Genomic DNA, 13,992 nt, shown 5'->3' on the forward strand with positions numbered 1-13,992 from the left:
CCTGAACTGGTCAGAGTGGAACGGGCCCTGGTGCCGGGTCGACGCCGGCTTTCAAGATGTCCAGCAGTTGGTGCGGAAGCGCGAAAGGCACCTGCGGTTCGGCGACGAACGCGGCAGGTTCCACATCACGGGTCACCAGGATCGGCACCACGCGCCACCTTTCCCGGTCGGGACCGCCGACGAGCACGGCGACGCCGCGCGCGGCCTCACGGATCTGCGCGGCCTTGGCGAGCAGCCGCGGCACATACGGCTTCGGACCGCGGTAGAACTTACGAACGTGGGCCCGGAGAGTTTCCGTGCTGAACGCCGCGATGGGATCCTTGACCTCGCCAACCCACAGTCTGCCTGTGGCCGGATCGGCGACCACCAAGTCCACCTCCCCGAGCGGTTCCGGGATGCCAGCACCCTTGAGCTCGGCCACCTCGACATGCGTGCGGCATGGCAACCCCGTCCCGGCGACTACGCCGTGAACGAGCTCCTCGAGCTGGGCGTTCAACTCCTGCCGATAGGCGCTCATCATGTCGGCGACGCCGGGCGGAAGGTCCCGGTGGGCGAACGGCAGCCGTGACCGGTGCAGGTAAGCGTCGAACAGACGCTGCGTGTCGAGCAACCGCCACGGCAAGATCCACAACTGCCCATCGACGTCGACGAGCGGGCGCAAGGCGAGGCGGTGCGCGCGCCGCTCGATGTCGAGGAATCGCAGCGCGCCCGCCTCCTGCAGGTGGTCACCGGACAGGGTGAGCCGGTCGACGGCTGCCTCAATCTGCGCCACGCCGAGCTCGGACCATTGCCCGACGGCATCGACGAGCTCGGCACGGCTTACCGCTTGTACGCCGGTAGCGTCGGTGGCCCAGTCGACGGCCACGCCGAGGACGGCACGTATCCCGTCGAGACCAGTGCCCCAGTGATCGCGGAATCGATCATCGACCCGTTGCAGTTTGACCGGCAGCCGTCCGTGTATAGGGGTGAAGGGGACCTGGTACCGATGTCCCGGCGGTGAGTTTCTGAGGAGGCTGGAGTCGTCGTCCTGATGGCCGTCGACGGCGCCAGCCGGACGACTGGCGGCCGGGATGAGACGGGCCGCGCGGCGGTGGTCGGAGTAGGCGGCGAGGTCGATTTCGACGCGCTCGACATCGTCATGGTCGGACCGATCCGGTTCGATCGCGAACATGCCGCGGTTGATGGTGAGGCGCAGGCCGTGCAGCCGATCGGTGTAGCCGCGGACCACAGCTGCGGTGACCGCCAGCCGGTGCGCCAGCGCGGTGATCTCGGCGACGTCGAGCTCGTCGGCGACGGCGCTGCCTGCGGGTGGTTCGGCAAGAAGGGACTCGAGGAAGGTCTCCAAGGCGTGGGTCTGTTGGTTCTGATCGTCGGTGAGGGCGATCTCGTGCCAGTTGTGCGCCCAGGGCCCGGTGAGGGCTACGGCAAGTTGCTGGGCGCTACGGTAGGCGGTGGCGTGGGCGTCGTTGACCCGGGCGGCGACGGCCATCGTCACCGTGCGATCGAACTGGCACGTTAGGTCGTGCAGCGATTCCTGAACGGCCGGCAGGATGAATTCTTCGCACATCCGCAGTGCGTCCGGGCCGAGAAAGACGCCGTCGGGGGTTCGGCGGCTCAGGATGGCGGTGACGGCTCTCCGAGTGGCGCGGGCGTGTACCGCCGCCGATCGCGGGAGGCCGTCGTTGCGCGCTACCAGTGGAAGTGCCTCCACCTGTCGGTGCACGGTCATGAAGGGCCCCGCCGCCCGCCACGCCATTCGGAATGCTGACGGTGCAAACCCGCTTGCTTCGTCGCCGGTGGCCAGCGCGGTGAGCCCGCGTTCCAGCCCTTCGCCAATGAGCGCATACGCAGATGCCGGGTTGTCGGCGAGCATGATGAAAAGCTCTGCTGCCATAACCAGAGCTATCTGCCTCAAGCTCGGGTCGACCCGCACGAACGCGAGAGCGCCGTCGGTGTGCTCGAATGACGTGTCCGGGAGCCAGACCAGGACCAGCCGCAGTGTTCGCCCCGTCCCGTCGCGCACGTGTTTACTGATGGCCGGCTTGCGTAGGTGTAGGCGCAGGCTGTCGGCGAATCCCACGACCGTGTCGGGATGAGTGTGCAGCCTGGCCGCGTCATTGAGGTCGACTTCGAGAACGACAGGTGGGTTGACGTTGACCAACATCGCTGGGCTGTCCGGCTTGTAGAACAGGTCGGCGCCATCACCGTGGTCATCGCGCGCGAAGGGCCAGTCTATGTGCTGAGCGCTGATGCCGGCCCCGTCGAGCACGGCGTGGACGCCCTCCCACGACGCCGCCCTCTCCCACGTCTCGTCCGTTATCGCCGGCGCAACGGCCAAACCCTGCCGCGGTGCCCCCACCGTCACCGGTCCGATCGAGCCATGCTCCTTCCACGCTCGCCAGACGTCGAAGATGTCGACGAACGCGACATCGGTATAGCCGGGATGGAACACGAGGTCTTCGAGGAAGCAGACCACGGTGGTGAGGTCGCCACCGCACTCGGCGAGCATCTCGGCGAGTTCCTCAACGTGGAGGACGACGGCTTCGCCGACCATCTGCGCCACGAGGTTCGGCGGCCCTCCGTAGACGATAACCTTCGCAACCGGCCTTTCTCCGGTTACGGAGCGGCCACGAGGGCCTTGGGCGATGTTGTGCGTCGTGGCAGTGCCGACCGACAGCAGTTTCTCGCCCCAGGCGATCCCTCCTTGCAACCCAGCACCACTCACGCCGCTTACCACCGCGATGCGGAACCGCGGGCCCTCAATGACCGGTCGGACGGGTGCTGGTTCGGGCGCCTGGCCACCGCGGCTCACCAGTCGCCGCGAGAGCAGGTCTACGGTGTGCGACCACGTGCGCGCGTGCAACTGCACTGCGGCGTCGCCGGCGTCGCCGACCATCTCCGCGAGATACCGGGTGGCGGCGACCGCTGCGCTCAGCGCCAAACAGGCCGGCACCCCGACGTGCCGATGCTCAGCGGACACTTGCAGGACTGGCCCGAGCGTTGCCTCGTCGGCAATGTGGCGCATACGCAGATGCTGCCTGTCGCGGGTCAGCCAGGTCAGCGCCCGCCGGGCGGCCGCAGGCTTACTGCACTGGTCAATCCATCCAAACGGCTCGGCGTCGACCAGCCGCAGGACTGCCGACACGTCAGCGTCACCGACACGAGGCGCAGCAGCGCTAGCCTCAGGGCCTGCCTGCCAGGCTGGCGCGAGTTCCTCGATGATGTGGTCGCCATGCGCGAGGCAGACCTCAAGGACGTCACTGAGGGAAAATCCCATGCGAGCCGTTACGGTCTCGTCCACCGCTCGGGCGGTCTGTTCTAGCTGGCGAAGCAGCACCACGGGATGGTCAAAATCGCCGGGGTGAACTCGCCAGCGGCGGCTTCCAAGAGTAAAACCAACCAAGCGGCGAGGATCGTTGGGCGTCCAGGGCGTCTCGGGCACGCGGAACGGGGCAGCGCGCAACGCACTCTCGACCAAGCGGACCAGGTCCGCGGGCTGGGCATCGATACCGCCGGACGGCGGCCGCCGCAGTGCTCGTCCCCACAGCAACGTCAGGTGGTACTCCCAGGGGCGACATGACGGGGAGTCGAGTGCCGCGGCGATCAGTACGAGGATGGACTTGCCCGCGAAGGACGCAAGCGCCCGATCGATCAGGGCCCATCGTGGCTGAGTCCCAGTGTCGTTACGGGCGCCGGTGGGCTGGTAGCGAGTGACGTGCACGGCGCAATCCTGCGTGATCACGCCCCTCGCGGGCCAGCTAGTTCCACCGTGCCCGGTGGGTTGGCGTGGTGGCCTGACGTCGCGGCTGGCGGGCGGCCGTGACGACCAGGGTGTCCTCCAGGCGCGCGCTTTTGACGCTGCTGCTGGCATATCGCCCGGGAAAGACGTCGTCGCGGACGTGTCTGCGGCGCGGCCGTCAGCTGATGTCCAGTCACGCGCCAGGCCGTCACCGAAGTAATGTCGATCAGGTCCGGCATCGCCGTTTTCAAGACCAAGAAGCGGATTACCCCAATCACCCGGTTACTCACCGGATCTCGTCACCGACTTCTCCATCACGCCGCCGGCCCGTTGCAGGCCTTGGCCCAGGTACCGGACCCACGTGAACACCACCACCCGTTGTCTCAGCAACTCCGAGATCACCCCCGGGTGCACGCGCCCCGCGTCACCTCCAACGTGGCCACCACGCCGCGTACGCCCCGGTCGGGCACCCGTCTATCGACTACGCGAAGCCCTTGGGTCAACTAGGGCATCTCTTCGCCGGGCAGAGCCCCCTGTGATTGATTCAGCTGGGTCGCCCACGCGGGGGTTGACCGCCTCCACCTGGATCTCTTCATGTCCGAGCAGATACACCTCCGGATGGGTGTCGGGTCGCCAGCCGGCCGGTCGCTTGGCGAAACTGCGGCCGGTGACAGTGCGAAGGTGCTCCTCGACGATGAACACCCGGGTACGCGTGAGTTCGGCGAGGTCCGGTCCGCTGAGACCACCTCCGGCGGCCGTGACCAGACCGAACAAGTCCTGCTCCAGCTCCGAACCGTGCAGTAGCTGCCTGATCTCCCGGCGCATGTCCGTTTGGACCGCCATCACGTGGGGCGAGGCGGCTAGGACCCGCCCGACCGCCGGCCGCCGAAGAGGATGCGCCGCTGGCACATCCTCGGGTATGGGCGGGCTCGGACGGCCGGCGACGACGACCCGCACGCCGTCGGGCAACTTCTGCGGCAGCAACGCCGCGATGCTGTAGGCGTCCGGGCCTGCCGTAACCCCACGATCCTCGTCGAGCCCGTCCACGACAAGGAGGAGACGTTCACCCCGCTCGCGCAGAGCCGGGCGGCGCGTGCCAGCCGGTCGCGGAACTCGACCTCGCCCGAGGCGTCTGTGACCGTCGGCATCGGCTCGTCGAGGATCTCCGACAGCTGGGCCAGCACGAACTCCAGGAATGCCGACCGGTCGGAGTGGCTCTTGAGCCGTGCGGTGATGAAGAACGAGACGACCCGTACGCCCGGTGGTGGGTTCAGCACGAACCACGACAGCAGCGCTGTCTTGCCCGACCAGGCTGACGCCTGCCATCACACGTAGGGTTCGCCGTCCGGCACGGTGCAGAAGTGCCTGAGCTCTTCCAGCTCGGTCTCCCGCCCCCGCAACGACGGCGGCGCTATCTGGGTGACCACGCTGTCGCGGTACAGCGACCGGCACGGCGCCGACGGGTGCACGTGGATGTCGCCACAGTTCACGCCGGAGATGGCAACGCCACCGCCGCTGGCGGTGGCCGGCCCCGTGTGCGAGGCGTCGATCCGGCGTGGCATCACTGCTGCTCGTGCCCTGGATTAGATGGTGGCGCCGCTGGTTGCCTGCCCGCCGTCCGACGCCTCGGCCGGGCCGGTCTTCTCGGTGTCGACGTGCTGGCCGGACAGGGATCGACCCGGCCGCGCCAACAGCCCGCTCACTGCCGTCCCGGATGATCGCGCGACCGCCGGGCCCGTGCCCGACACCCGGATACTACCGTTCGGCCGACGCAGCGCCCCCCAGATCCCGATGCCGATAGCGGCGACCGAAGCCAGCGCCGACAGGGCCCCACCGAACCTCCCCGCACCCCTGTCGTCAAGGAGCCAGAACACCAGACCCAGCACCGCCACTAAGGCAGATGTTCCAACGAGAACTATGGTCGATCGCCTCATGCCGACCATTCTCCCAAGGCTTCAACGGTCGGCCCGCCAGCCATAGGTCATCTCAAGCTACGGGAGCGGTCGCTTCGCGGCGGAGGACCAGAAGCAGGTGAAGCTCCAGAGGCAACGGTCCTGCCAAACCGCCCCTTGGCAACCTTTGCTCGGCGTGGAACGGGCCGCGTTGAGGTGCCTGTAGCTGGGGTGGCCCGATCCCTGGACCACCGAAGCAGCCGGGGCCAATGGACGATGGGCTGTAAGCCCGCCCTCGACGCCTTCGCCATCATTAAGCGACCGCTCCTCAGCCGCTAAGCGCCTGGCCAAGATCGCCGAGGCTCGGTTAGCGAGACGCCCTCAGTCGGAGCGAGATTCGTCGCGGTGGTACGGGAGGCGGCCGTGCAGTGGTATCCAAACGTTTCGAGGTAGTTCATCATGGCGGGATGAGCGGCGGACGGATGGCGCTGTTGCATCACCGGGCTTGGCGGTGGGCGAGGTGTTCTCCCAACGTAGCGAGATCGGACAGGCCGAGGCGCGACCACGCGACCGGCGCCTGCGGCATCCGGGATCGCGGTATTGGCTCGACCCACCCGCCTCGAAGCCGTCGTGTGCGTATCGGCCAGCCGAAATCGACCGCTCCGGTGGGCGAGACCACCTCGGGCGGGCACTGGTCTAGTTTAGTGCCGAGGTATCGACGGCTTGCACGCCTGACCCGCACGGCCGTCGGGAGGTGTATGCGATGCCGGACAGGTCGCAGTTGAGCCAGATCAAAGCAACCAGAACAGGCTCGGCGATAGCCGCCACCGGCGGTCTCGCGGTCAGCGGCGTCGTTGTCGGCGACGTTTCCGTCAACTCCTGGGCGCCTGTGAGGTCCCGTTATCTTAGCCAGGTACGTCAGATTGCGCCGCAACAGTTACTCGATCGCGAGCGTGAACTGAAGGAACTAGAGACCTATTGCGCTGGAGATGACCTCGTGCCGTACCTGCGGTTGCGGGCACAGGCGTGGGCCGGCAAGTCGGCCCTGCTGGCGTGGTTCGTACTGCATCCCCCGCCAAGGGTTCGCATAGTGTCCTTCTTTGTCACAGCCAGGTCTAGCGCCCAGAGTGACCGTACCGCGTTCGCGGATGTGGTCATGGAGCAGCTAGCGGACCTTCTTGGCGAGCCGGTGCCGCCGTATCTCACGGATGCCACTCGCGAAGGCCACCTGCAAGGGATGATGGCCCTTGCTGCTGAAGCTTGCCGCGCGCACAACGAAAGGTTCGTCCTCGTAGTCGATGGTCTGGACGAGGATCTCGGAGTGACGACCGGAGCGGACGCACGGAGCATCGCAGCTCTGCTTCCGCGGAAGCCGCCGGCCGGGATGCGCGTAGTCGTGTCCAGCCGGCCCAACCCGCCGTTGCCTGACGACGTACCGGACGACCACCCGTTGCGCGACTCGGCCTCTGTCCGAGACCTGGCAAAGTCCGTGCACGCACAGGTGGTACGTCACGACGCGCAGCGTGAACTAAAGCGACTGCAGCGTGGCACGAAGTTCGAGCAGGATCTTCTCGGCCTGCTCGTGGCGGCCGGCGGTGAATTGTCTGGGCCGGACATCGGCGAACTGACGGGCGAGCCGGCACAGCATGTCGACGACTACTTTGCTGCAGCCACCGGGCGTACTTTCGAAGTCCGTCCCGGACGATGGCGACCTGAGGCCCAGGTTTACGTTCTGGGCCACGAGGAGCTCAGGCGGCAGGTCATCGAGCGGTTCGGTACAGACACATTGGACCGCTACCGAGAGCACCTACACAGCTGGGCCGCGCAATACCGCCGCGAGGGCTGGCCGCCGGGCACCCCCGAGTATCTGTTTAGTGGATACTTTCAGCTCTTGCACCAGACGGGCGACGTAGGTCGGATGGTGCAGTGCGCCCTCGACAACATCCGACACGACCGGATGCTGGAGGTTCGCGGTAGCGACACCTCCGCGCTCGTCGAGATCGACGGGACTCTTGAGTACCTCTATGGCCAGGCCGAACCCGATCTCTGCGCAATGGCCCTGCTTGCCCTCTACCGTGGCTACATCGGCAGTCGCGACGCAGAAATCGCCGGTGAGATGTGCGCGCTGTGGGCCGTACTGGGGGATCCTTTCCGCGTCGAGCTGTTCGCTTCCGAGAACGCCAGACCTTCAGGATACGACCCTTCGCCGTGGATGGTCTGGCGTCCGTTGCTTGAGTTGGGAGTGTCGGTCGCGGAGGCTGGCGCCTACGACCGTGCAGTGCAGCTGGCCACGCAAATCGGCCACGTTGGTCCGCGTTCTCGGGTACAGCGAGAAGCCGCAACCGCCATGGCCGAAGCGGCTGAGTGGGATAGGGCGGACGCGCTCACTCGTGCCATCGCGGACCCCTTCCAGCGTACTAAGGCGCTGTGCTCGATAGCTGAGGTGGCACTGCGCGTCGGCGATGCCGCGCGCGCCCGTTCGCTTGCCGTAGACGCCGCCGCCGCGACCGTAGTCGTCGAGGCAGACTGGTTAGAGCTGGCACAACACGACGTGGCGGTAATTCTGGCCAGATCAGGCAATCTCGACGGTGCAGTTGCCATGGCGAACTCGATGGCCAGACGCGCCCTCCGAGACGCTGCGCTCGCCGACGTCGTCAGGGAAATTGCCGACCGTGGCTACCCTGACCAGGCGCTGGCTATTTGCCGGTCGATCATCGACCCCGCGTGGTTGGCGCCGGGACTGGCTCTGGCGGCTATGTCCGCCTCTCGCCAGAACATTCCGGGCCAAGGCACCGACTGGGTTGACCGCAGCTTAGAGGTCGCCGGTTCCATCGCGGACGCGGAGGCAAGAGCGGCCGCCCTCGAGAGGGTTTCGATGGCATTCTCCGCCGCAGGGGACTACAACCGCGGCGAGGTCGTGGCACGGTCGATCACGGAGCGATGGTGCCGTAACAATGCCTTGCAGGAGGTGGCGGCTGCAGCCGTCCGGGCCGGGCGGCATGACCGGGCTGAAGCACTAGCGCGCACAATGGGCGACGCGGAAGCAGCAACGGTTGGCCGGGCGGTGCGCGAGATGGCCCGGACCGGCGACGTCGACCGTGCGGAGTCGCTGGCCCAGAGCATCGACGTCTCCGATGAAAGGGATAAGGGACTGCGGTTCATCGCGATGAAACGGGCCGGTGATGGCCAGTACGACCGGGCGGCGACCGTCGCTTTCTCGATCCAAGGCGCACATCGGCAGGCGGATGCCTTGCTGTGTGTTGCGACCAGGTTGGCTTTGAGCGAGGACCGCCGCCAGCTCGCCGCCCTGGCCGAACGGATCGAAGCACTAGCTCGCCCTGCCCTGAACCCCAAGAACCATGCACAGATACTCATCCGGCTCGCTACCACCTTGGCCCTGGCAGGTGACCGCGACCGGGCTCTGTCCCTGGCTGAGCACGCGCAAACCCAACTGCGCCGGGGCTCGGCTCGGCCGTGGCACGAGCAGGCAATGACGACCCTGTCGCGGCTGATGAGCCACACGGATAGCAGTCGGTTGTACCCGTCCTCGGCCACCCATGCGGACGCCATGATTCGCCTCATAGCCGATTCGGGCACGGACCGGATGTCAGTATCCGTTACGGGCAGGGGATGGAGGTATGCCGCTGCGGCACTGGGTAGGGCTGCGGACGGTTCAACCGACGGCGTTTCAGCCCCGTCGCGGACGGAACTCACCCAGAACTTGCTCCAAGCAATCATTTGCATGGGAAGTCAAATGTCGTCGATCCTCGTACCGCAGGACTGGCAGGAGCAGACACTGCGAGCGGTTGCCACGCTGGCGGCCCTCGCTGGCGACCACCGCAGGGCCGACATTCTGGCCAATCTAATCACGGAGCAGGCCGAGCGAGACGAAGCTTGGCGAGCGTTAGCGATCGCTGCGGCAGGCGCGGGCGACCACGACCGCGCTCAATCGACTACTGACCTGATCGAGACGCCGCACAGGCGCATACAGGCTCTGGCCGACGTGGCACTCACGACACTGTGCTTGGCAGACTCGGACCACGCCATGGTGCTGACGCAGTCAATCGACGATCGCGGCGTACGTGACCAGGCACTGGGTAACTTGGCGACCGCAGCGGCACTCCTCGGCGACCAAGAGCGCGCCGAGACCACGACCCGTTTGATCAGTGACGAGAACGTTCGAGCCTCCTGCCTGGCCACACTCGCCGTCGTGCTTGGCAGCCACGGCAGCTACGATCGCGCCGAGGATTTCGCACGCTCCATCATCCCTGAACGCGGGCAGGCCGAAGCCCTCAACACCCTAGCCGCAACTCTCGCGATCACGGGCAACTACCACCGAGCAGAGAAAATAGCCCGATCGATACAGGATCCGAGACAGCAGGTCAGATCCCTGATCGAAGTGGCGGACTGGGCCCCCCTAGCCGTGGCTCGCCGACTTCTGGCCGAGGCGCTATTCCGCGGTAGCACAGACTGGAAGATGTGGAGAACGTTGACCCGGGTCGAACCGACCGCGACGGAGGCTGTCCGTAAGAAGTTGTCTGAACTTGCGAAGGCAACAACCGCGCCGCCGCAGTCGCCGCCTTGACGGCAACGCTCCGGCGCGACGCACCGAGCCCTATCTTGGTTCTTTCTATACGTGGCGGCTACCGTGACGGCGCGCCAGTTGCCGGGGCAGCCGTCGTGGCGAACAAGGCAACTTGAACCAAAACAACCTCTTGTCGAGTCCCCTCAGGACTTGCCATTGGTTGTCATAACCCCGTTTTACCGTCCGTAACCAAATCGAGCTTGTCGTTTATCGCCGAAAGTCTTCGCTGAGCTGCAGTGACACTTCAAGCACTCATCACTCCTTGTCGCTCTTCGTCAACGATCAAGCGGGTTTTTCGGGGGGTAAACGGGGATCCCACGCGGGATTCCGCCAGGTCTGATCGCCCTCGCTGGCCCTGCCACCGTGCCGCGCCCGCCTCACATGCGTGCTGACCGGGTTGTGGTGTTTGCTGCTCGGCTTGCCGGTGGCGGCGTTGCGATCCTTGCTGCCTTTGGCTCGGCCGACGTATCGCCAGCCGCCGCCGTCGGGGATGCTCCCGAGTTTTGACGTCGACGTGCAGCAACGCCCTCGGTGTCGGGTGTTCGTAGCGGGCGTACGGGGCTACCGGCCGGTATTCGCGATCGAGAAGATCGTGCCGGCCGGTCGCAGGTGACTGCTTACGAGGGGTCTGGAGATTGGTGGGGCTGGTGCTCGGCGAGGACATCGCACAGGCCCTCGACGAGATACCAATGGTCAAGGTTTGCCGGTGCCCGCCTGAAAACATCGAGGATGCCCGGGATCTCCGGCATCAATTCCCGGTAGAAGACCTCCAGATCGGGGTAATCGAGCAAAATAAACGGAGCTGCGGCGACCAAGGCGGCGCTCAAAAGGACGATCCTCTCCCCGTGGGAACCCCGATGCTCGCCGAGCCTTACGTACCGCCCTAGCAAGTGCACGACGGCTCTCGCCAGCGACCTGATATGTGACTCCGAAAGCGAATCGGCCTTCCGCACCGCTAGGAGCGCGATGAGGTGCACGGTCTGTTCGTCGAGCCTGCCGAGGTCCGTCAGTTCGTCGCTCACGTCGCAGATATGCTCGAGGTTGACGTTGTAGTGCAGCAGGGCGTGGAGAACGGCCCCGCGGAGCTCGTGCTCGTCCCGCCTCTCGAAGGGGATCACGTTGCCCAGGGCGCCGGCGGCAGTCAGGTAGGAGCGTTGCGTCTCACCGACGAAGGCTTCCTCGTCTGCGGGCAGAAGCCCGTGCAGAGCGTAGGAGTGCCGGCGGGAACGGATCTCGCTTCCGTTTACCTCGAGCGCGTCGACCAGGGATCGCCAGCCCTCACCGTACAGGCCGCCCTGCCACAGGCGGACGGTCGTCCGGAGCCACTGGTGCTCGAAATTTGCCGGCGGGACGCGGGGGGATTTCTCGGCGAGGAGGACCCGGACCAGGGTGAGATTGGCGAGGTAGGACGCGAGGGCCGTGACGTGGTTGACCCGACCGCTGACGTAGGGACGGCCACCCTGCAGGAGGGGCCGATAGGGGGCCTCCCGCAGCAACTCGTCGACGAACGCTCCGATCCGGGCGGCGGTCGTGGCGTCGAGGCCCGCCAGGATCTCCCCGAGGAAGAGCAGGATTTGGCGGGCGAGGGACAGCGGGCGGTGGGCGAGCAACGGCCGGAGGAGGCTGTCGTCCAGGCGGGGGATCGCCGAGTATCCCTGGTGGTCCGACCGGTTGCGATCGGCAGCCTGCTCGATCAGCCGGACGACGTACCGTGCGATGAGGTACTCCCCGAAGGTGGCGTGCAGGAACTCGTAGGAGCGGTCCCCATCGTTCCTGGCCCGTTCCAGGGCGGCGGTGTGCACGAAGAAGAACCGCTGGACCGTCTCCTCCGCGAGCGCCCTCCACTCCCTGCGGTCCGGGTGGCCATTATCTGGGTCGAGGAGCGACGACAGGTCGTCGATCAGGTCGTCCTGCCGGATGAACTGCCGACCCCGGTTGTAGATGCCAAAGGCGACGATCGCCAGGTGCCACATCTACTCCTGGATCTTGGCCTGAACCGTCTCATAATCCACGCTGTCGGGTGACTTGCTTAGCTCTCTTCGGATGTAGTTGTCGAGCAGTTGCTCGTAGAGGCTGGTGCGGGACAGGTTCGCATCCTGCTGGGCGGCGAACGACGGGTCCGCCAGGTACATCGCCAGCATCACCAGCAGCAGTGGCTGGGTGGCGAGGTGCTCGTGCCGGAGAACAGCTTCCGGTGCCACCGGCCGGGCGCGTTTCATGTCGATCGCTGCACGGTTGACGTAGTTCCAGTACCCGAGCCAGTCGCCCACCTGCTCGTGAGTGAAATCCTCGAGCCTGATCAGCAGCGAGCCCTCCGGGATGTTCACCCAGTCCGCGACGAGAGTGCGCGAGGTGACGACGGCTACCACCGGATGGCCCTGCGCGGCCTCGACCTCCTGGAAGTAGGCAACCTCCTCCAGGTAGCCACCGCGCCGCTGGGACGTGGCCTGCAGCAGTTCGTCCAGCCCGTCCAGCAGCACCACCCGGGTCGCGTCGCGACTCGCCTCCACTAGACCCGGCCAGCTCGAGACGCGGCTGTTGGTGGCGGAGCTCAGCGCCAGTTCGACCTGCCGGTAGACGGGCGCGTCGGGGTCCACCTGCCGCAGCGGTACCACGATGGTGGTGAAGCTCTCTGTCGGCAGCCGGGCTGCGAGTACGCGTGTGAGCAGCGACTTGCCCGCTCCCGGATGCCCGAGGACGACGAGGGGCAGGTCGGTGCTCTCCGGGCTGATGAAATATCGGGCCAGGAAGGCCTCTAGATCCGTCCCGAGAGGTGCCCGGCCCCACCAGTCCTCGTCCGACGGTCGCGCGGACTCCGAATGGATCGCCCAGCGGAAGTACGGCGTGACGTAGGCGGCATTGACACTGGGAAACGTCAAGGTCTTCACGTGGGTCACCAGGCGGCCGGGTGCGATCGACTGGCCCAGGATCATCCGGTTGGCGTGTGCCAGTTGCTCCCGCACCGGGTGGTCGTGCCCGGCCGAGGCGGGTCGGATCTGGTCGAGAAGCCGCTCCAACCGTGCGAGCGCGCTCTCGTACACGGTGAGGGCATCGCGGATCTCGTCGGAGACGCCGGTCAGCTTCCGGTGGATGGAGGAGGTCTCGTTGAGAGTCGTCCACATGCGGAACTCGGGAACCTGGGAGCTGATGGTGATGTACGAGCCGCGGTAGCGCTGCACCGCGGCCGTGGTGAGCTGGTCGACGGAGACGTGTGGGCTGTGTCTCGTCCACCCGGCTAGGCCCTCGCAGAACGCCAGCAGTTTCGTGATCGACTGACGCAGGTACGGAGTCAGGTGTTCCTCTACGGTCTGCTCGAATCCCACGGTGGTCGAGGGACACGGCACCCGCCCGTCGTAGAGGGTCCGGTAGGCGTCGTCGGTGAGGTCACGACCGCCGACCGTCAGACTCTGCTTGTCGGCCTCGCTGATCTCCAGCGCCGCGTAGCTCTTCGTCCCGATAGCGGCTCGCAGGCTCTCGAAAGCGGCGTCCACGACGATGACCGTGTGCGAGGCGATCAGGAGGCGCTGCCGGTCCAGGCCCGACTTGTCGACGATGCGGGCCGTAGCGGACTTTCTGAGTTGCCCGAGAAGGCGTACTGCCTCGTTCTTCTGATCTACCAGTCCCCACAGCGCCGCCGTCGCCGCTCCCGGTAAACCGGACGCCAGGATCACGCCACCGAGTGCGGCGTCCAACGCGGTCAGGGAAGAACTATCCTCGGCGCCGAGGATTCTCAGCGCGCCCCGGTACGTGAACTCGATCCTGCGGATCATGGCCGC

Annotated in this window: 7 protein-coding genes and 1 pseudogene; 1 reads left to right on the plus strand and 7 read right to left on the minus strand. The window is 66.3% G+C overall.

All coding sequences use genetic code 11. The features are described 5' to 3' along the window. Nucleotides 1-10 precede the first annotated feature (10 nt). From ABZ794_RS18470 to ABZ794_RS18485, 4 genes are all read right to left on the minus strand, one after another. Nucleotides 11-3,742 (minus strand): hypothetical protein, encoded by a 3,732-nt coding sequence (locus ABZ794_RS18470; protein WP_357516553.1) that lies wholly within the window; start codon nucleotides 3,740-3,742, stop codon nucleotides 11-13. 471 nt (nucleotides 3,743-4,213) lie between these two features. Next, on the minus strand, nucleotides 4,214-4,786 hold the full coding sequence (locus ABZ794_RS18475; RefSeq protein WP_357516555.1) for a hypothetical protein: 573 nt from the start codon (nucleotides 4,784-4,786) through the stop codon (nucleotides 4,214-4,216). 278 nt (nucleotides 4,787-5,064) lie between these two features. Further along, entirely contained in the window at nucleotides 5,065-5,301 is a 237-nt protein-coding gene (locus ABZ794_RS18480) for a hypothetical protein (RefSeq protein WP_357516557.1), read from the minus strand. Between the two features lie 21 nt (nucleotides 5,302-5,322). Then, complete coding sequence (locus tag ABZ794_RS18485) at nucleotides 5,323-5,631, minus strand: hypothetical protein (RefSeq protein WP_357516559.1); 309 nt, start codon at nucleotides 5,629-5,631, stop codon at nucleotides 5,323-5,325. A gap of 763 nt (nucleotides 5,632-6,394) precedes the next feature. Between ABZ794_RS18485 and ABZ794_RS18490 the strand changes: the two genes are divergently transcribed. Continuing rightward, nucleotides 6,395-10,216: a hypothetical protein gene (locus ABZ794_RS18490; protein WP_357516560.1), complete on the plus strand. Its 3,822-nt coding sequence runs from the start codon at nucleotides 6,395-6,397 to the stop codon at nucleotides 10,214-10,216. Between the two features lie 429 nt (nucleotides 10,217-10,645). Here ABZ794_RS18490 and ABZ794_RS18495 read toward each other — a convergent pair. The 3 genes and pseudogenes from ABZ794_RS18495 to ABZ794_RS18505 all read right to left on the minus strand — a co-directional run. Further along, nucleotides 10,646-10,766, minus strand: a pseudogene (locus ABZ794_RS18495) (IS481 family transposase); the annotation flags it as partial. A gap of 67 nt (nucleotides 10,767-10,833) precedes the next feature. Next, nucleotides 10,834-12,189: a hypothetical protein gene (locus ABZ794_RS18500; protein WP_357516562.1), complete on the minus strand. Its 1,356-nt coding sequence runs from the start codon at nucleotides 12,187-12,189 to the stop codon at nucleotides 10,834-10,836. Next, nucleotides 12,190-13,986: a hypothetical protein gene (locus tag ABZ794_RS18505; protein WP_357516563.1), complete on the minus strand. Its 1,797-nt coding sequence runs from the start codon at nucleotides 13,984-13,986 to the stop codon at nucleotides 12,190-12,192. Nucleotides 13,987-13,992 lie beyond the last annotated feature (6 nt).

This window comes from Micromonospora sp. NPDC047187 (assembly GCF_040643355.1).
GTDB lineage: Bacteria > Actinomycetota > Actinomycetes > Mycobacteriales > Micromonosporaceae > Micromonospora > Micromonospora salmantinae.

What these genes read in the sequence shown, in the direction of transcription:
- ABZ794_RS18480 (WP_357516557.1), bottom strand. Translation starts at nt 5,301, where the DNA reads ATGCCACGCCGGATCGACGCCTCGCACACGGGGCCGGCCACCGCCAGC.
- ABZ794_RS18490 (WP_357516560.1), top strand. Translation starts at nt 6,395, where the DNA reads ATGCCGGACAGGTCGCAGTTGAGCCAGATCAAAGCAACCAGAACAGGC.
- ABZ794_RS18500 (WP_357516562.1), bottom strand. Translation starts at nt 12,189, where the DNA reads ATGTGGCACCTGGCGATCGTCGCCTTTGGCATCTACAACCGGGGTCGG.
- ABZ794_RS18505 (WP_357516563.1), bottom strand. Translation starts at nt 13,986, where the DNA reads ATGATCCGCAGGATCGAGTTCACGTACCGGGGCGCGCTGAGAATCCTC.